The 18,591-nt window shown below is 69.6% G+C and carries 13 protein-coding genes, 1 tRNA gene and 1 pseudogene; 6 read left to right on the top strand and 9 right to left on the bottom strand.

Annotation, left to right across the window (positions count from 1 at the left end; translation table 11 throughout):
- Positions 1-154 precede the first annotated feature (154 nt).
- The 4 genes from ACFHYQ_RS05275 to ACFHYQ_RS05290 form a co-directional block, all read right to left on the bottom strand.
- Complete coding sequence (locus tag ACFHYQ_RS05275) at positions 155-811, bottom strand: hypothetical protein (RefSeq protein ID WP_394299932.1); 657 nt, start codon at positions 809-811, stop codon at positions 155-157.
- Positions 812-872: 61 nt separating this feature from the next.
- Positions 873-2,312: a C40 family peptidase gene (locus ACFHYQ_RS05280; RefSeq protein ID WP_394299933.1), complete on the bottom strand. Its 1,440-nt coding sequence runs from the start codon at positions 2,310-2,312 to the stop codon at positions 873-875.
- The gene (locus ACFHYQ_RS05285) at positions 2,309-3,148 is read right to left on the bottom strand and encodes a replication-relaxation family protein (RefSeq protein ID WP_394299934.1); all 840 of its coding nucleotides are present in this window, start codon (positions 3,146-3,148) and stop codon (positions 2,309-2,311) included. Before ACFHYQ_RS05285 ends, ACFHYQ_RS05280 begins: the two co-directional genes overlap by 4 nt.
- Positions 3,145-5,586, bottom strand: a complete 2,442-nt coding sequence (locus ACFHYQ_RS05290; RefSeq protein WP_394299935.1) for a type IV secretory system conjugative DNA transfer family protein — start codon at positions 5,584-5,586, stop codon at positions 3,145-3,147. Before ACFHYQ_RS05290 ends, ACFHYQ_RS05285 begins: the two co-directional genes overlap by 4 nt.
- 50 nt (positions 5,587-5,636) lie before the next feature.
- On the opposite strand from ACFHYQ_RS05290, the gene ACFHYQ_RS05295 reads away from it, so the two are divergent.
- Positions 5,637-6,446, top strand: coding sequence for a class I SAM-dependent methyltransferase (locus ACFHYQ_RS05295; protein ID WP_394299936.1), 810 nt, complete (start codon positions 5,637-5,639; stop codon positions 6,444-6,446).
- A 5-nt stretch (positions 6,447-6,451) separates the two neighbouring features.
- Here ACFHYQ_RS05295 and ACFHYQ_RS05300 read toward each other — a convergent pair whose 3' ends face one another.
- From ACFHYQ_RS05300 to ACFHYQ_RS05315, 4 genes are all read right to left on the bottom strand, one after another.
- The gene (locus tag ACFHYQ_RS05300) at positions 6,452-8,221 is read right to left on the bottom strand and encodes a VirB4 family type IV secretion system protein (RefSeq protein WP_394299937.1); all 1,770 of its coding nucleotides are present in this window, start codon (positions 8,219-8,221) and stop codon (positions 6,452-6,454) included.
- The gene (locus ACFHYQ_RS05305) at positions 8,218-9,153 is read right to left on the bottom strand and encodes a PrgI family protein (protein ID WP_394299938.1); all 936 of its coding nucleotides are present in this window, start codon (positions 9,151-9,153) and stop codon (positions 8,218-8,220) included. The genes ACFHYQ_RS05300 and ACFHYQ_RS05305 overlap by 4 nt, the downstream gene beginning before the upstream one ends.
- The gene (locus ACFHYQ_RS05310) at positions 9,150-10,835 is read right to left on the bottom strand and encodes a conjugal transfer protein TrbL family protein (protein WP_394299939.1); all 1,686 of its coding nucleotides are present in this window, start codon (positions 10,833-10,835) and stop codon (positions 9,150-9,152) included. The genes ACFHYQ_RS05305 and ACFHYQ_RS05310 overlap by 4 nt, the downstream gene beginning before the upstream one ends.
- A gap of 179 nt (positions 10,836-11,014) precedes the next feature.
- Positions 11,015-12,259, bottom strand: a complete 1,245-nt coding sequence (locus ACFHYQ_RS05315; protein ID WP_394299940.1) for a hypothetical protein — start codon at positions 12,257-12,259, stop codon at positions 11,015-11,017.
- 286 nt (positions 12,260-12,545) lie between these two features.
- Here ACFHYQ_RS05315 and ACFHYQ_RS05320 point away from each other — a divergent pair, with 286 nt between their 5' ends.
- The 3 genes and pseudogenes from ACFHYQ_RS05320 to ACFHYQ_RS05330 form a co-directional block, all read left to right on the top strand.
- Entirely contained in the window at positions 12,546-13,079 is a 534-nt protein-coding gene (locus ACFHYQ_RS05320; RefSeq protein WP_394299941.1) for an XF1762 family protein, read from the top strand.
- Positions 13,076-14,107: a DNA-methyltransferase gene (locus ACFHYQ_RS05325; protein WP_394299942.1), complete on the top strand. Its 1,032-nt coding sequence runs from the start codon at positions 13,076-13,078 to the stop codon at positions 14,105-14,107. The genes ACFHYQ_RS05320 and ACFHYQ_RS05325 overlap by 4 nt, the downstream gene beginning before the upstream one ends.
- 246 nt (positions 14,108-14,353) lie before the next feature.
- A pseudogene (locus tag ACFHYQ_RS05330) lies at positions 14,354-15,517 on the top strand (recombinase family protein); the annotation flags it as partial.
- Between the two features lie 468 nt (positions 15,518-15,985).
- On the opposite strand, the gene ACFHYQ_RS05335 reads toward ACFHYQ_RS05330, so the two are convergent.
- A tRNA-Leu gene (locus ACFHYQ_RS05335) sits at positions 15,986-16,071 on the bottom strand.
- 217 nt (positions 16,072-16,288) lie between these two features.
- On the opposite strand from ACFHYQ_RS05335, the gene ACFHYQ_RS05340 reads away from it, so the two are divergent.
- Positions 16,289-17,587, top strand: a complete 1,299-nt coding sequence (locus ACFHYQ_RS05340) for a M20/M25/M40 family metallo-hydrolase (RefSeq protein ID WP_394299943.1) — start codon at positions 16,289-16,291, stop codon at positions 17,585-17,587.
- A gap of 103 nt (positions 17,588-17,690) precedes the next feature.
- On the top strand, positions 17,691-18,359 hold the full coding sequence (locus ACFHYQ_RS05345) for a hypothetical protein (RefSeq protein ID WP_394300123.1): 669 nt from the start codon (positions 17,691-17,693) through the stop codon (positions 18,357-18,359).
- Positions 18,360-18,591 lie beyond the last annotated feature (232 nt).

Here is an 18,591-nt window from a genome sequence, read left to right on the forward strand (position 1 = left end):
AGACGATCGGACGGCCCCGGCGTAGTCGCTGCGGAAAGCCGATGTGATCTGCACGTGGCTGCCGGTGTGCGGGGCGTGGCCCATCTTCCCCTTACCGATGCAGGGGCCGACATGGTGGATCGTGCTGGGGTCTCGCGGGTTTATCCGCGACCAGCTATGCGATCTTGGGTCGGGCCAGCTCCGAGAGCGGGACGGCTGCACGCCGAGACCATGCCTGAACCGCCGCCGACACGGCAAGGGCGCTGCCATACAGGACCAGCTCGCCGCCTTGCCGGACCATCAGCGTGTTCAGGGAGCTGAACGCCCGCTCCTTGCGGGCCAGCGACAGGATGTCGGTCGCGGCGCGTTCTCCGGTCCAATGGCCGGAGCCGAGGCGGGCATGGTGAGCAAGGTCTGCCGGTGCGTCCGGGTCGCGGCCCGACAGCCACTCGTCCAGCAGGCCCAGAGCAAGGCCGATGCACGCTGAGACCGTCGGCGTTGAGTGGTCTGGGGACTCGGGCTGAGTCTGGTCCAGGATCGAGGCGGCCACGGTGGTCTCGCCGTCGGCCAGTGCCTCAGTGGTCAGCCGCAGCGTGGCGGCGGCCAGTTCACGTGCCCGGCCGACCGGTGTGAACAACATCATGTTGTGCCGCTCGACCGCGCGGTCCATAGCGCGCTGCAACGTGGCCATGTCCTGGACCTCGATGTTGTCGACATCGATGCCTTCTTCGGCCAGTAGTGGCGCGAGCTCCCGCATGGTCTCGGCCGCGATGCCCTTCTTGAAGCGGATCTGCGGCGGACCGGGCAACGGTTCTGGGCTGCTGCGTCGCATGTTCGCCATCCTCTGATCCTGCCAGCTTCGCGGCAGTGCCCGCACCGAGTTCTCCATAGTTTCACCTGGTCAGACGGGCCGATGGGCGAGTGAACCCAATCACCGGCCGCCCATTCCGGTACGACGCGACCGTGATCGGCCCGCATCGGGTGCACCGGGCCTCGACCATCTTGCCGTCGCCCACGACGATCCCGACATGGCCCGGCCGCCCCGATGAGCTACCCGGTCCGCTGTTGAAGAACACCAGGTCGCCGGGCTGCTCCTGGCCAGCGGGGACGCGGACGCCGAACGGCCACTGCTCGAAGGTGGTCCGGGGGATCCGCACTCCCGCGGCGGCGTACGCCTTCATCACCAGTCCCGAGCAGTCGAAGGAGTTCGGTCCTGTCGCGCCCCACCGATACGGCTTGCCGGTCTGCGCCAGTGCGAACCCCACCACGTTCGCCACCACGCGGCAGCGCGGGGGGATGCGCCCTGCTGATCCTTGCACCACGCCTGTCGCAGTCCCAGATTGCTCAGTGTTGGCTGCTTGAGCTGTGCAAGCGCGGAGAATGAACTCCGCGCCCCCGGCTGGAATGCCGGAGAAGGAGTAGGACGCTCCGAGCGTGCCCAGCACGGCCTTGACCGTGATCGCGCCCCGTCCGGAGGGGATCTCGATCTGCGGGTTTCCTCCAGTCGGGATCTCGTCAGCAGGGTCCTTGGGCTTCAGTTCCTCGCAGAGTTGTCCGGCCACGGTGGTCACGATGTCGTCGGCGCGTTTTGTGATCCCGTCAGGGTCGGACTGTTCGCCTGGGTTCTGGCTGATGAGGTCGGTGGCGAGGCTGGCCACGACCGCGTCACGTGGAACGCCGAGCCCGGCGGCGGCTTGGATGCTGACCCGCATGTCATCGGTCCCCACCGTGTTCACGGTTGCTCGCCTGGGGGCTGTGCTCTTCCACAGCCGGGCGACCAGCGCTTTGGCGAGCGGTTCGTGTTTGGCGTAGGCGTTGCGCAGGTCCTCGCGGGGGCGCTGGACGATCGCTGCGGCCTTGGTGAGCGGCATGTGCTCCCAGCCGGGGATCTCGACCAGGCGCGTGTAGAAGGAGCGGGCCGCGTGGGAGGGGTCGGTGACCTGCTGTTTCGTCCCCCAGCCTTGTGACGGCTGCTGCTGGAACAGGCCGTACGAGCTGCCGCCGCTTGTTAAATTGGTAAGGCTGCTTTCCTGAAGAACGGTCGCGAGGGCGATCTCTGCGGCACGCCTGGGCAGCCCCAGCTCAGCGGCGACGTTGACGATCTTTCGGACGTTCGCCATCTGCTCAGAGGAGAGGCCGAAGCGGGCGGCGGGCACTTGCCGTGCCGCGTCGGGTGAGGCGGCGTAGGCGCAGATGGCGGACCGGAGCTTGGTCGCGTCGGCGGCGGTGAGGGCGTACTTGGCTCCGCCGCCCAGTCCGGCGATGACGACGACGCTACAGACCAGGCCGCCGCCGGTGGCGATGAGCTTGCCCAGTCCGGCTTCCGCGATCACGGGTGCCCCTCCCGCCTCTCCTGGCCGAAGTGGCGTGCGAGCTCGGCGAGGCGGAGCCGTCCTTCCGTACGGTTGCCCGGTAGCCATATCGCCTCGTGGGGTTCCTGGCCCTGGGCCGCGGTGGCGACGGGTACCGGCACGAGAGCGCCCCGCAGCCGGAGCCGTTCATGCAGGTTGGCTTCGCGGCGTGCCGTGCTGGTCAGGAACAGGACGGGGGTATCGATGCCGCTGACCGTGGCGAGCGAGGCGTAGCCGCGGAGCTTGGCGGCGACGCGGTCGAGGGATTCGGTGCCGGTGTCGTATTCGAGGAAGAAGTCCAGCGTGATGCCGTTGTCGGTCCACCTGGCGTAGGCGTCGGGGCGTACGTGCTTGCCCCACATGGCCTTGCATCGCGCTTCGGTCCACCAGGTGTCCAGACGGCAGTCCTCGGTGTGGCGGGCGTGGCCGGTCAGGGCGGCGAAGACGCCGTTGACGCCGACGGTGTGGGCGAGTCGCTGGCTGTAGGCGATCGCGAGCGCTTGGCCGCGCCGGTAACCGAACTCAGGCAGGGTGACGCCGTTCTCGCGGGCCAGTACGGCGGCGCCGGCTTCTCCCAGGACGTAGTGCCAGGGCGCGGAGCCGAGGGGAGGCCGGGGGCGGAAGCGGTCGAGGGCGCCGAGACGGGTCAGTTTCACCAGGCGGTGGCGGCCGGTGTGGTCGTTGTCGTACGCCGCTTGCAGGAGTTGGTGGGTGGTCAGGACCTCGTGCGTCCAGACCAGGCGGAGCAGCTGCCGGTCGTGGTCGGTGAGCCGGATGACGAGCGAGTCCAGGACACGGGGCGTGTAGTGCTGGCTCATGAATCCTCTCCTTTGGGTTGGGTGCGGGGGTCTCCTTCCGGAAGGGGGTCGGCGGCGGCCGGGTGCCTACCGTGCGCGCGGGAGGCGGCGATCCGTACGCGCTCGGCGAGGCCGGGATCGGGGTCGGGCAGGGGTCGGGTGCGCAGGGTGAACGGCGGAACCTCCGCCGAGCGCACCACGAGACGTGCGGCGGCCTGGAAGGCGTCCAGGTTGGCCAGGTCGTGCGCGGTCAGGTGCGGGCTGAAGTGGTGCTCGACCTCACGGGCGTCCTGGGGCGAGAGCGAGAAGTACACCTTGTTGCGGGCGTCGGAGCTGATCGCCTGGCGCAGATCCCGGGGGAGCTGGGCCAGGTGCTGGTGGGCGAGCACCATCGACAGCCGATAGGCGCGGGCCTCGGCGAGCATCTCACTCAGCGTGTGCGGCAGGTTGAGGAAGTTCTGCGTCTCATCCACATACAAGGCGGCGGGCGAGCGGGCGTGGCCGAGCCGGGCCCGGCGGGCGGCGGCCTGCCAGACCTGGGCGAGGATCAGCGAACCCAGCAGCCGGGCGCTGTCGTCACCGAGGACGCCCTTGGGCAGGCGGGCGAGCAGGATCCCCCCGTCCAGGACGTCGCCGAGATCGAAGGTCGATTTGGCCGAGCCGATGACGCTGCGGACGAACGGCCGGAGCAGGAACGCCCTCAGCTTGTTCATGATCGGCGCGGTGACGTGCGCCTGGGCCTGCTCGGACAGGTTGTCGTACCAGTTCCAAAAACCCAGCAGGAATTGGTCGTTGAGCGCTTCGACGAGGTCGGCGCGGTAGGCCGCGTTGGTGAGCAGCAGCGGGACGTCGGCGAGGGTGCCGCCGTGGTGCGCCAGCGTGAGCGCGCAGCCGCGCAGGATGTCGTCGGTGCGTGGCCCCCAGTAGTCGGCGTAGATCTTGTGGAAGATGCCGACGAGGTTGTCCACGCCGATCTCGTTGGAACCGCCGAGCACGTTCAGCGCCGGCCACGGATGGCGGTCGTCGGGGTCGATGAGCACGACCCTGTCCGCCACCCGTTCGGGGATGAGCCCGAGCAGGTCGGTGATCAGGTCGCCCTTGGCCTCGATCACGGCCACGCCGCGGCCGGCCTCGATGTCGGACAGGATCATCTGGGCCAGCAGGGTGCTTTTCCCGGTGCCGTTGGGGCCGAGGACGTGCACGTGGTGGCAGGAGTCGGCCACCCGCAGCGCGACCGGCCGCTCATGCCCGGCATCGGAGAAACCGAGGACCTTGCCCGCCGAGGCGACCTGTGGTGCGGGCGGGGCGGACCTGGCCCCGGCACGAGGCAGGCCGGGGACGGCGACATCCAGGGGAAGGTGCGCGAGCGCGGCGAGTTCAGGAACCGACAGCAGGAACCCGCGCCCCAGCCTCCGCGACGCCAGCCGCGCAGCGGGAAGAGGAAGCCGGCGCCGTTCCAGCCGGTTGTGTCCCGAGAACAGGGCGAACGATGAGGCGATCGCGTGCGCGCGGCCCCGGATGGCGTTCCACCGTGCCTCGCGCGCCTGCCGGGCGTTGTACGCGTCGCCCGTCGCGAGGTCGTCGGCGTGTACGGCGTAGCGGATCGCGACCTCGTACCGGGGACACTGGGCTTTGTCGCGGATGGCGCGGGCTTCGGCCGACTCTTCCAGCCGGACGACGCGATTGGCCGGGTGGAGATGTGCTGGGTGGAGCCGGGGGTGCATCGGGCCGGGCGTGACGAAGTCCAGGAGGGCGCGTACCAGTCCGAGTGGTACGGCCAGTGCACCTGTCAGGCCGCCCTTGGTGGTCACTCCGGCGGGGCCTCCGCTGATCACCTGGGCCAGGCGGCGGCCGGTGGCGGGGCGGGTGAGGATCTGGACGGCGGCGTGCTGCCAGGTGGGCATGCCGACCCCGGACCCGAGCAGGGCGCGTAGCGGATCCCGGTCGTGGGAGTGGCGGATCGGCAGCAGTTCGCTGCGTGCGATCACCAGGTGCCCGCCGGTCGCCTGCCCGGTGAGCGGTACCGGCGGGGCCGCCTCCACGACCGCCGTGCGGGCGGACGGCCAGGCCGACTCGATCGCGTGCTCCACCAGGTGCTGGGGGACGGTGCCGGGGACCCACAGCCGGATCCGTACGCCGCCGACGCCGAAGGCGTACTCGAAGGCCAGATGCGGCTGGCCGAACAGGACGCGCTTCCAGGCCGGGCGCAGCAGCCCCATCAGGTTCGTCCACAACGCCTCCGCACCGGGCATGTCCGCCACCGGCGGGGCGAGGATCTCCACACACCGCGCCCCCCTCAGCGCCGCGCGGTGGCGGAGCCGTACGACCAGGGAGCAGAGCGCCTCGAGGACGAACCCGGCGGCCGAGACCATGAAGGTCGCCTGCCAGACGTGGCTGTCCAGCCAGGCCAGCAGCAGGTCGAGGAAGCGGTCAGGGTCGTAGAGAAGGTCATCGATCACGGCTGGGCCTCTTTCGCGGGATGGTCGGTGGAGCCGGTCATGATGGCCTCATGGATCACAGGCGGGTGGAGGCGTACTTCGACGGGCGAGCCAACGGGTACCGGCATCTGAAGTGGCATGTCGGCTATGCCGAGCGCCTGGTGGCGCTCGCGGGTCTCGCCCCTGGAATGCGGGTGCTCGACGCGGCCACCGGCACAGGGCTGGTCGCGATGGCGGCGGCGAGGGCGGTCGGCCCCTCGGGTCAGGTCGTCGGCGTGGACATCTCGGCTGGCATGCTCCAGGAGGCCGATCGGCTGCTCGCCGCGTCCGGGCTGGTCAACGTCACCTACGTGAAGTCGGACGCGACGGTGCTGGACGAGTTCGACGACGAATCGTTCGACGCGGTGCTCTGCTGCGCGGGCATGCTCTACCTGCCGGCTGGGACGGCTCTTGCGGCCTGGCATCGAGTGCTGAAGCCGAGCGGCTTGCTCGGCTTCTCCGCGATGCGAGCGGGTTTTCCCCTCGCGGCCCGGATGTTCCGTGAATGCGCCGCCGATTTCGGTCTCACGCTTACCGACGCGATGGCCGAGGTTGGCACCGAGGAGGCCAGCCGTGACGCGGTGAATCGGGCCGGATTCGCCTTCGAGCGAGCGGTTCCAGGGGTGATCGCTCTCCAGCCCGCGAGTGCGCTGGATCTGTGGCGCAGCTACATCGCCAACCCGCACTATGCCGGCGTCACGTCGCTCAGCTCTGGAGACCTGGCGCTCTTCCAGGCGAGCTACACGGCTCGTCTCGGCGAGATGCTCAAGGAACCGGGCGCTTTCGACTTGCCGGTTATCTACGTCTACGCGCGAAAGCTCGGAGTTGGAGGCGCTGTTTGAGGCGATCACAGGTCGTCCTCCTCGTACGCTGCGAGCTCCTCGTAGGCGGCCAGCTCTTCGGGTGATGATGTGACCAGGCGGTGTTCCTGCTCGCTGGCCAGGACGCGGAAGGCCACCCGGGCGGCGCCGGAATCGGCGGCCAAGAGGCCGAAACCGCGATCTGCCGACAGCAGGAGCTGCCGCTCCCCCTCAGACAGGCGGAATGCCTCGGCGACTCTGTCGATCGCCTGGGGCGCCTGGCGCAGGAGGATCTGCGTGGTGGAGTTGGCGATGATCGCCTGACCGATCTCGGAGCCGAGCAGGTCGGCCGCGTCCTGGGTGACCACCGACAGCCCGGCCCAGTGCTTGCGGGCGGCCTTGGCCATCCTCAGCAGGAACTTCGCGCCCTCCGGATCGCGCATGAGCAGCCAGGCCTCATCGACCACCACGAGCCGGGGGCGGCGGTTGACCGGGTCGGAGACGCGGCGCCAGACCGCGTCCAGGGTGAGCAGCGTGCCGACGGCCTTGAGCTCCTCGGGTAGGTCGCGGAGTGAGAAGACGATCAGGTGGGAGTCGGGCCGGGTGGTGGTGTGGCCGTCGAAGAGCTGGCGGTGGGTGCCGGTCACGTACGGTGCGAGCCCGGCGGCGATCTCCGCTGCTGCGGGATCATCATCGTCGGTAAGCGCGCTTACCAGGTCCTTCATGAGCGGCGGGCGGCGTTTCCAGGTTCGTCGGTCGAAGGTGATCCCCGCGCCCTTGTAGGTGGCGATGATGGCGCGGTCGAGCGCGGCCTTGCTTGTCTTGTCGAGCGGTTCGCCGAGCATGACCGCGATCAACGTGTGCAGGAACAGCGAGCGCCGAGTCAGCGCGTCGCCCTCCCGCTGGTTGGAGGGTGGCAGGTCGAACGGGTTGAGCCTGACGTTCGCCGCGCCGAGATGAAGGTAGGCGCCGCCGACGGCCGTGCACAGGCGGGCGTACTCGTCTTCGGGGTCGATGACGGCGACCTCGACCCCGGTGTACAGCGAGCGCAGCACCTCTAGCTTGGCCAGGTAGGACTTCCCGCCGCCGGAACAGCCGAGGATGGTGGAGTTGTGGTTGGGCTGGGCGAACCGGTCCCAGGCGACCAGGGATGCGCTGGCGGCGTTCGCGCCGTACAGGACCGTGGTGGGTCCGAGGTCGGCGGCCAGGTCGGGGGAGGTGAACGGGAAGGCCGCCGCGAGGGCCGGGGTGTCGAAGGTACGGCGCATCTGGAGGTTGTCGTACGCCAGCGGCAGGGCCGACACCCAGCCCTGGAGCTGCCGGAAGGTCACTACGCGGGCGTCCAGCAGGAGGGAGGCGGCCAGCGCGCGGACTTGGGCGCAGGCGTCCTCCAGCTCCTCGGTCGTGGTGGCGTGGACGGTGAGGTAGATCGAGGTGCGGAACAGTTTGGCCTGGCCGCGCGCGATCCGGGAGGCGAGGTCCTGGGCGTCTTCGGCGGCGACCTCCGCGCCGGGGTCGAGGAGCCGGCCGTGCTGCTGGTCGCTGCGCAACCCGGACTCCAGACGGGCGAGTTGCTTGCGTAGCCGGTCGGATGCGACCAGGGACGGCACGGGCTCGATGTGGAACGACACGTCCAGCCGCCCGGGGTGGGTGAGCAGTGGTTCGAGCCAGCCCGGTGTGACCTCGCGTGGGTAGCCGGTGATGGCGAGCGTCGCGCATTGGCTGTCGCCGACGTGGAGGCGTCGGGGCTGGACCTCGACCGCGTCCGGGCCGAACCCGTGTACGCGCTCTGCTGTACGGCGGAAGGCGAGCTTCACCAGCCTTCTCCTCTCGTGATGACCTCGCCCGGAGGCGCCATCTCGGCGGTGGGCAACGGTGGTGCTGATGGGTCGAAGCAGGCGGCCAGCAGCGCGTTCGTGGCGGAGGCGTCGAGCAGGCGGACGGTCAGCCCGCATGCGGTCAGCAGCCGGGCGGCCTCCTCCAGCCGCCGCAGGGCGCGGGCCGCCGCTGCCTCACGTGCCTTGCCGGGTGCGGGCTCGCGTACGACCAACAGGACCTGTCGGCGGAGCAGGTCGTGGCGCTCGCCGATCTGGGCGAGGAAGTCGGCGTGCTGGAGCGCGGCGGCCGACAGCGCGGAATGCGGGAGTTGCCGGGCGTTGTGCTCAAGGGCGGAGATCGTGTCGGTGAGATCGACTCGTTCGGCGCGGACCAGGATCTGCGCTGGACCGGACAGCGAGTTGAGCCAGCGCCCGAACACCGCGACCAGCGCGTCCTGCTCGTCCGGGGTCCGCAGCGCGAAGCTGACCGTCGACACCTCCGCGACGGCGGCGACGCCGTCCGGGCCGAGATCGATCAGCCCGTCCCCGGCCACTCCCCGGACGGGAAGGCGTAGCGGCGCGGGAAGGGGGCCGGGCTTGACGCCGATCCAGGCGGGTGGCGCCGGAACCTCCTGGGGAGCGGATACGAGGCGTTTGGGTGAGCGCAGGTGGCGTGCCACGGCGAGCAGGTAGCGGTCGAGCGGCACGCCGTCGTGCTGTGCGACGGCCAGCAGGATCCCGGCCACCGCGACCGGCAGGGCCACGGCGGCGCAGATCACCAGCGGCACCCGCTCACCGGCGAGCAGGTAGGCGGCGTAGATCAGGGCTCCGGTTCCGGCGAGGATGGCGACCTGGCGGGCCGTGAACCCGGCGAGGATCTTGTCTTCCTGGTCCACGTCGGCGGGGATGCGGACCGGCTGCACCCAGCTCATCGGCCACCACCCCCAGAGGAGCCGGACGGGCGGCCACCACGCCCACGCCGGGGCGGGGTACGGCGGGCCCCAGGGTTCTCGGGCCAGTCGACGCTTCCCGGAGTGGGAGCATTCGGCGAGACGATCGGCCGGACCCCACCCGTGGAAGCGGGCGGCGGGGCGGACGGGTCGCGGAGCCGGGCCATCTGCGCGAGCCCGGCCGGGCCGTTCGCGTAGTAGGCCTCGCGCGGGTACCCATAAACCGGCGTCGTACGGGGAACCGGAGCCGAGGGCCGTGGCGGCATCCGGTACTTGCCCTGGACCGCGGGAGCGGACGGCGCGTGCTTGACCGGGCCGGGCTCCCAGTCGGCGGCCCGGATCGGACGCCGGGCCGCCACCGGCGCGTGCTTGACCGGACCAGCGCCGCCCCGGGCCGCGGCAGCGGCGCTCCCTGTGGCAGCGGCGCTCCCCACGGCAGCGGCAGTCGGACCGGCAGGGCCGGCGGCAATCGCGGGCAACATCCTGCCGGCGATGGCTTTGCCGGTCATGGCGTGGGCGGCAACACTCCCAGCGGCCCCGGAGGCCCTGCCGCCCCGTCCGCCCCGGCCGAGGTGCAGGGCGTTCAAGACGGGCGAGGTGAGCTTGTAGGCCAGGGCGTATTTGATCATCCGGGTGACCATCCAGCCCCGGCCGCCGGTCTGGGCGAAGATCCGACGGGAGATCCAGCCCGGGATGCGGATCAAGATGATCAGCAGGCAGAGGGCGAGCACCAGGTTGACGAGCTGGCCGGTCGGGGCGATGCCGAGCAGCAGCCGGCCGTCCTGGTTGAAGAAGACCCTTACAGCCAGCACGAGCGTGAGGGACTGGGCGACCTGGATGAGCAACAGCCCACAGAAGGCGCGCCACCAGAACCGGGCCAGCCCGTCGGTGTAGGGCAGGGCCAGGCAGGCCAGCGCGAGCGGGGCGGCGACCGTCAGCAGCAGGATCAGCGCGGCCCGCATGACGAACGTGACCAGCAACAGCAGCAGCAGGATGACCGCGACCAGGGCGAGCAGGATGAAGAAGATCTGCTCCTGCATGCCCGGCGCGATGATCCACAGCTGGAGGGTCGCGGCGGCGCGGTGGCCGTCGAAGTCCTGCCCGAGCAGCGCCTTGGACAGGGCGTTGGCGATCTCGATGACCTTGCCGCAGAGCAGGAAGCTGGTGTTGGCCGCCAGGACGGCGACGAACAGACGGGGCAGGACCTCCTTGACCGCGTATCGGGTCTGCACGGTCTGGTGGCCCATCGCGATGATCGCACCGATGGTGGCCAGCAGGACGAAGCCGGTGTTGGCGATCGCGGCGTTGGCCTTCCACAGGTCGAAGACCCGGCCGCTGCCGGCCACGTCCGGGGTGGCCAGCAGCGTCACCGCCAGCAGGTCCAGCAGCGGCTTGATCGCCAGGTACACCAGGTTGGCGAACCAGGAGTTGATCTGACTGGTGATCCAGTCACCGAACCCGAAACCGATCCCCGTACCGCCGGTCGACGGCAGTTCACTTGGGATGGGTGGGGAGGGCATGGGCCCCGGGGACGGCATGGGCCCCGGAGAGGGCGCGGGCATCGGCGCGGCAGCCTCCGCAGCCGTCGCGGTAACGACGGCCACCACGGCGCAGACGCCGATGATGGCGGCGGCAGCGATAACCAGGTGTGCTGCCACCCGCACGGCAGCGAGGGCAGGCGGCCTTGCCGCCTTCGGTGCACTGCAAGCGGCAGCGGCCCGGTCGGGCAACGTGGCAGCGGCAGGGGAAACGGCTGGCAACGCGGCTGCGGCAATGGGCGTTTCCGTTTCCGGTCGCTGTCTACCGACTTCGGTGAGCTTCTCGGGGATGGGGATCACGGGACTCACCCCACGATCCGCTTGAGGACGCTCACGAAGAGCGGGGCCAGTACGGCGAGCGCGTAGCCGAAGGCGGCGGCCTTCAACGCCCCCTTCGCCTTCTGGACCTCGCCCGGGTCGCCGCCCGCCACCAGGTAGCGCAGCCCGCCGAGGGTCAGCATCAGCGTGGCCAGCGTCGCCAGCAGGCCGATCAGCCAGTTCCGCAGATTGTTGAAGACCGAGTTCAGGTCCGAGGGAGCCGCGGCGACGATCGACGAGGCCATGGCGCTGGTCGCCGCAGCGGCAACGAACGGCACCGCGCCGGCCAGCATCGGCGGGAGACGGAACGCGATCAGACGCGCCGCCCGGTGCCACCTGTCCCGCCTGCTGCAGGGCAGCACGCCCCACTGCCGCACCGTCGGGGGGATGCGGCGACCGAAGGCAGGCCGGGGGAGAGAGGAGATCCGCGCGGAGTCAGGGGTAGTGTCCCTGCCTCCCTTCGGGTCGGTTGCCAATTGCGCATCCGGAGTTCCCTGGCTCCGCGCGGAAGCCGTAGGCGCTTCCTCGTCCACACACCCTGTGGAAGAGGAAGCGGGAGTCGGGGGAGTCGTGTCATTCGATTGCCGCAGCGGCACGTCGCCCAGCCGGGTCAGGAGGATCAGTTCGGCGTCCAGCTCACTGAGTACGCCTGAGGTCACCGCGTCGAGCAGGACCAGGTCGGGGTGGGGCCAGGTGCGGGCGTTGAGGGACTGCGGCCGTGGCGGAGGCGGTGACTCGTCCGGCGGCTGACGCCGCTCCGCCTTCGCGGCGATGTGCCGTACGGCTCGCTCGCCCGCGTGCCGGGCCGCTTGGCACAGCCGGGCACGGACGGCGGCGGTGTCGAGGTCCAGCCGGCGAAGAGCCCGCAGGTAGCCGGCCAGGACCTCGGAGTCGACATCAGCCGGGTCACCGCTGGGAAGGTCGCGGGTCAGCGAGGCGGCGATCATGCGGAGGGCGGGCATCGCCATGCCGACGGCGGCGACCGTCCAGGCGCCCTTGCGCTCCTGTGACCGGGTGACCAGCTCGCGCCATACGGCGTCGCGGACTTCGTCGGTGACGTGCCGGGCGGCGAGCAGCATCCGCAGCTCCAGCAGGTTCACCTCGCCTCTGGGGAGACGACCGGGGGCGAGCGTGGCGCAGTTCAGGGACAGGGCTCCCGGTCCGGTGGCCAGCAGCCGGAACGAGGTCTCCGCGGTGTCGAGCGGTGAGCCGGTGGTGAGTTCGGCGCTCATTTCCCTACTCCAGGTTCGAGAGGAATTCGTTGGTCTCGAAACCGGTGTACGCACCGCCTCATAATTTGCTCAGAGTCGTTTCAGAGTTCCGCTTCAGAGTTTTCTCATAATCCGCGTTCCGTGATCTCTGAGCTGTTCAGAGCCCACATGGTTCGCCTCAGATTCCGATCTTGAGATTGGCTCTCTGAGCGGTCTCTGAGCCCCCTGCTGTCCTGGTCATGCGCCATCGGACCCGCCTGGCGGGCCGGCGGCGCACGCATCCGGAGAAACGTGTCCCGACAACACCATGGAGAGCAGGAATGAGAACCAGACAATCGCCAACGAGCGCGAGGGCCTGAACAGCCAGGAGCATCCGGAGAACCGCCGGCTGGTGATTTCACCGGTGGCAATCCAGACCGCACGGGCTTTCATCGCCTGGGCTCAGCCCCACCTCACCCATCCGGTCGAGGCTGCGTTCGCCATCGGTGTCCAGACCGGTGAGGGGACGCTCCTCGGGGTCGCGCTCATCGGCTGGCCCGCCGCTGAGGTCTTCGACGACGGGTACACCGCCAAGCTCCTCGCCCTGGCCACGGACGACGGTGCGCCCGACGTCAGCTCTACGCTGCTGGGCGCGGCCTGGTGCGAGGTCCGCGCGATGGGCTACCGGCGCCTGATCGCCTACACCCGCATCGACGAGCCGGGCACCGGCCTGTGGGACGCCGGCTTCCGCATCGTCCCCAGCCCTCTCGGATGGGGCGCTGACAGCCGCAGCGGCTCACCGGAAGACGGCGACGCCGTCCGCGTCCTGTGGGAGATCCGGGACGCCGGAGGCCGCCGATGAGCGCAATGCGGGAGCCGTACTGGCGCGACGAGCGGGCCGCGCTCTACCACGGGGACGCACGCGCGGTCCTGGCCGAGATGGCCGACGGTTCGGTGGACTGCATCGTCACCAGTCCGCCGTACTGGGGCCTGCGGAACTACTGCGAGGGCCAGTACGGACAGGAGCCCACCCCGGAGGCGTACGTGGAGAACCTCCGGGCCACCTTCGCCGAGGCCCGCCGGGTGCTCGCCGACGAGGGCACCTGCTGGCTGAACCTCGGGGACTGCTACGCGGCCAACTCCGACGGCTGGGCCCGGGGCAAGGACTACAACGCTCGGCAGCCCGAGGTGCGGCCCAAGGCGCGGCTGGCCGTACCGCCGAAGAACCTGCTCGGCATGCCGTGGCGGGTCGCGTTCGCCCTCCAGGAGGACGGCTGGATCCTCCGCAACGCCATCGTGTGGAGCAAGCCGAACGCGATGCCGCAGTCGGTCCGCGATCGGATGTCCAATCGGTACGAGCTGATCTTCCTGCTCGTCAAGCAGCAGCGGTACTGGTTCGACCTCGACCCGGTCCGCCAGCCCTACACCGGCGACCGTCCGATCACCAGACGGGCACGCTCCGGGGGCACCAAGGCGAACAGCATCCAGACCGCTTGGCCCCCGCCTGGCAAGTACGGCGCCGACGGCGAGGACTCGGCCGGCACGCGGCACGGGGAGGCGATGCGGCCCACGGGTGAGCGGCATGCCGCCGCGCACCCCAACGGCAGGAACCCCGGGGACGTCTGGTCGATCCCCACCCGGCCGCTGCGGGCGGCGCACTTCGCGGCGTTCCCGATCGACATCCCGCTCAGGGCCATTGCCGCCGGCTGCCGCCCCAGCGGCACCGTGCTGGACCCGTTCACCGGCAGCGGCACCACCGGCATTGCCGCCCGGCAACTCGGCCGGAAGTTCACCGGCATCGAGCTCAACGGCGACTACTGCGAGCTCGCCCGGACCCGGATCCTCGCTGCCGCGGACGCGGCACTCGCGGCAGGAGGCGAGGGTGACTGAACAGCCACAAAGGGCCTGCTCAGGGCCTCCAAAAACGGGTTCCCAGGCGTACCCTGCAGGCCCGGCCGACCGCGAGAAGGAGCCCAGATCGCGGGAGGCCGGGGCCAAGAGCAAGCGCGTCGTCACCGTGGTGCTGCCCGCCGAACCGCCACAGCTGACTGCAGGGGCGGCGCGCGTGCTCCTGCGGATCCTTCTGAAAAGTCACGCGGAGCTGACCAAGAGTCAGCGGGAAGAGAGGAATGCTGAATGATCCCGTTCGCCTTCTGGGGGCGAGTGTCCACCGAGGACAACCAGGACCCCACCTCGTCACGGAACTGGCAGCTGTCCCGGTCGCGATCACTGATCGAGCCACGAGGCGGCGTGATCGTCGCGGAGTTCTTCGACATCGACAAGTCGCGATCGATCCCGCCGCAGCGCAGGCCGCAGGCCGCGATCCTGCTCGACGAGCTGCGCAACCCCAACCGGGGGTTCGACGCCGTCGTGGTCGGTGAGCCCCAGCGCGCCTTCTACGGCAACCAGTTCGGCAACACCTTCGAGCTGTTCAACCACTACGGGGTGCCCCTGTGGGTGCCGGAGGTCGGCGGGCCGATCGACCCGACCAACGAGGCGCACGAGCTGATCATGTTGATGTTCGGCGGCATCAGCAAGGGCGAGCGCAACCGGATCAAGATGCGCGTCCGCACGACCATGGAAGCCCAGGCCAAGATCGAGGGGCGCTTCCTCGGGGGCCGCCCGCCGTACGGCTATCGCCTCGTTGACGTCGGACCGCATCCCAATCCGAGCAAGGCAGCCGACGGCAAGCGCCTGCGCCGGTTGGAGCCCGACCCGGTGACCGCTCCCATCGTGGGCCGGATCTTCTGGGAGTTCCTCCACGGCCAAGGGCTCTACCTGATCGCCGAGGGGCTCACTCGGGAGGGCATCCCATGCCCCTCCGCCTACGACCGGGCCAGGAACCGCCACCGCAGCGGGATCGCCTGGTCGAAGTCTGCGGTGCGCGCGATCCTCCTCAACCCCCGCTACACCGGCCGCCAGGTCTGGAACAAGCAGCGCAAGCAGGAAGAGCTGCTGGACGTGTACGACGTCACGCAGGGGCACATCACCAAGCTCAAGTGGAACCCAGCGAGCCAGTGGGTCTGGTCCGAGAAGATCGTGCACGAGCCGATCGTGGACACCGAGACCTTCGAGCAGGCCCAGGTTCTGCTTTCCGCACAGGAGCGGCCCGCCACGGAGCGGAAACCACGCAGGACCCCGCGCCCGTACGTGCTCCGCGGCCTGCTGTACTGCGGCGTCTGCACCCGGCGGATGGAAGGGACCTGGAACAACGACCGCCCGCACTACCGGTGCAAGTTCCCGACCGAATACGCGGTGGCCAACAAGATCGACCACCCGCGCACGGTCTACGTCCGCGAGGATCGGATCCTCGACGAGCTGGACCCCTGGCTCTGCCAGATCTTCACGCCCGCCAACCTCCAGCGAACGGTCGAGACCCTGCTCGACACCCGGGGCAGCGAGGCCGACCGCGTCGCCATCGAAGCGGCCAAGCGGACCATCGACGACTGCGACCGCCGGATGGCCCGCTACCGAACGACGCTGGACGCGGGCGGAGACCCCCAGGAGATCGGCAAGTGGATGGCCGAGACCCGGGCCGAGCGGCTGAAGGCGGAGGGCCAGCTACGGGCCATCAACAGGAAGAGGGAGATCAGTGAAAAGGAGATCACGGAGATGATCCCACGGTTGGTCGAGATGGTTAAGGTCATCAAGAAGGCGGATCCCGCCGACCGTAACGAGCTTTACACGCAGATGGGCCTGCACCTCGTCTACGATCCCTCAGAGAGGGCTGTCGCAGTCGAAGCCAGGCCCAGCATGTACCAGAGTGCGTGTCCGAGGGGGGACTTGAACCCCCATGCCCATCACTGGGCACTAGCACCTCAAGCTAGCGCGTCTGCCTATTCCGCCACCCGGACGTGTGCCACACGCGGGACATTCATCTCGCGTCGGCTGCTACAGGTTAGCACTCTCTCAGCGTTGCGTCATACCGCCGACGCGGTGCCGTACGCACCCCGGCCCGGGGTTGAACCCTTACGTCCGGAAACAGGCAGGATGGAGGCGCGAGCCGTACGGGAACCCGCCGAGGGACCGGTGACCACGACGTTGTGGGTCGGCAGCACGTGAGGAGGCGAAATGACCCTGCTGAACGGGGAGGACGAGGTCGTGGAACTGTGCCGCGACCTGATCCGCATCGACTCGACGAACGCGGGGGACAACGCGGGCCCCGGCGAGCGCGCCGCGGCCGAGTACGTGGCGGCCAAGCTCGCCGACGTCGGCCTGGAACCGCGGATCCTCGAGTCTGACACCAAGCGAACCAGTGTGATCGCCCGCATCGAGGGGACCGACCCGAACCGGGACGCGCTGCTGCTGCACGGTCACCTGGACGTCGTGCCGTTCGACGCGGCCGATTGGCGGCATCACCCGCTGAGTGGCGAGATCGCTGACGGCTGCGTATGGGGCCGCGGCGCGGTGGACATGAAGAACATGGACGCGATGATCCTCGCGGTGGTACGGCAGCGCCTCAACGCCGGGCGCCGCCCGCCGAGGGACGTGGTCCTGGCGTTCACCGCGGACGAGGAGGCCGGCGGTCTTTACGGCGCGCATTGGCTCGTCGACAAGCATCCGGAGGTCTTCGACGGCTGCACCGAGGCGATCGGTGAGGTCGGCGGCTTCAGCGTGACCGTCGAGGGGAAGGGCCGCCTTTACCTGATCGAGGCCGCGGAGAAGGGCATCGCCTGGATGCGGCTGACCGCGAAGGGGCGGGCCGGGCACGGCTCGATGCTCAACGACGACAACGCGGTGACCGAGCTCGCCGAGGCGGTGGGCCGTCTGGGCCGCCACAAGTGGCCGGTACGACTCACACCGACCGTGCAGGCGTTCTTCGAGGAGGTCTTCGAGGTCGAGGTCAAGGCGGAGGACGCCGAGGCCGCTGTCGCCGCGCTCGGCCCGCTGGCGCGGATGATCGGCGCCACGCTGCGCAACACGGTCAACCCGACCATGCTGCGGGCGGGATACAAGACGAACGTCATTCCGCAGGCCGCCGTGGCGGAGGTGGACGGCCGGTTCCTGCCCGGCTACGAGGACGAGTTCTTCCAGACGGTCGACGAGTTGCTCGGGCCGAACGTGACAAGGGAGTTCGTCAACCACGACGTGGCGGTCGAAACCGCGTTCAAGGGGCCGCTGGTCAAGGCGATGGCCGACGCGCTGCACGCGGAGGACCCCGGGGCGAAGGCGGTGCCGTACACGCTGAGCGGCGGCACGGACCTCAAGGCGTTCAGCCGTCTGGGCATGCGCGGGTACGGCTTCGCGCCTCTCCGGCTTCCCCCGGGCTTGGACTTTTCTGGGATGTTCCATGGCGTTGACGAGCGGGTTCCGGTGGATTCGCTCCGATTTGGGGTCCGCGTGCTTGACCATTTCCTCGATTACTGCTGAGAAAGCTGTTGCGATCACGTGGCGTACCGCTACAGTGACTCTTCGTAGAGGGCTGGCTCCGCACCAGGCGGTCCCAGCGGACTCGGGAGGCCACGTGACGTACATGCCGGAAGAGCAGCGGAGGGCACAGCCGTCCGCCGCCTGCCCGGGCGTGTCCGCGGTGTCTTCCGGGCCCGCCCGGGGAGGTCGGATGGCGCGGTTCGCGGCCGGCTTCCCGCTGGGTCGTCTTCTGGTCATCGGTGGACTGATCACCGCCGGATGGCTGCTCGGCGTTATATACGGTGTGTTCGGCCCGGCCATGTCCGTGGCCGGGATGCCAGCGCAGCCCTCCGCACAAGATGTCGCCGGGTCGGTGCTCTCCGACGTTCTCTCCACGGCCGATTCCGCCAACTCGCTCACATCGAGCAGCTCGCCCATATCGGGCAGGTTGCTCGCATCGAGCACCGGCGGGGACGCCAAGGAGGGGTCAGGGAGGACCGGCGGATTCCCCACGGCGACGAAGAACGCCTCGGCTAACGCCGAGGCGATGGCAGGGCGGACAGTCGACGGGCTCACCAGTCAGTCGAAGCCCCTGCTCCCATCGTCCTCCGCGGAGGACCACGTGGGTGACCACGGCCTGGTCCCGCAGACGAGCGGTGAGTCGATGGTGTTCGGGGACATCGCGCGGAGCACGTTCGAGCCGCGCTTCACGAAGCTGCCCGCCCCGGTGGCGGCAGTCGTTCCCCCAGTGGTCCGCACAGCGGCGGACGATCCTTCCTTCTCGCCTGACTGATCCCGCCATTGTCGCCGGTCCCTCGTCTTGGGGCCGGGGCCGGAGCCTGCCACGCGTGTCGGGCATGCCGCACGGATCCAGGTAATCCGGGCGTGGGCATCTCAAACACCCGTCACGCATCTCGTACGGCGGTCTCCGCGGGTGACGCGGACTCTCCAATCTCGTGACCATCCACAGCCCCGCTGTGTCTTCGGCGTGGACATCTGTCGCGAACTGTCAGGTAACCCCCTAA

The organism is Sphaerimonospora cavernae (genome assembly GCF_042435035.1).
In the GTDB taxonomy this organism is placed as follows: Bacteria; Actinomycetota; Actinomycetes; order Streptosporangiales; family Streptosporangiaceae; genus Sphaerimonospora; species Sphaerimonospora cavernae.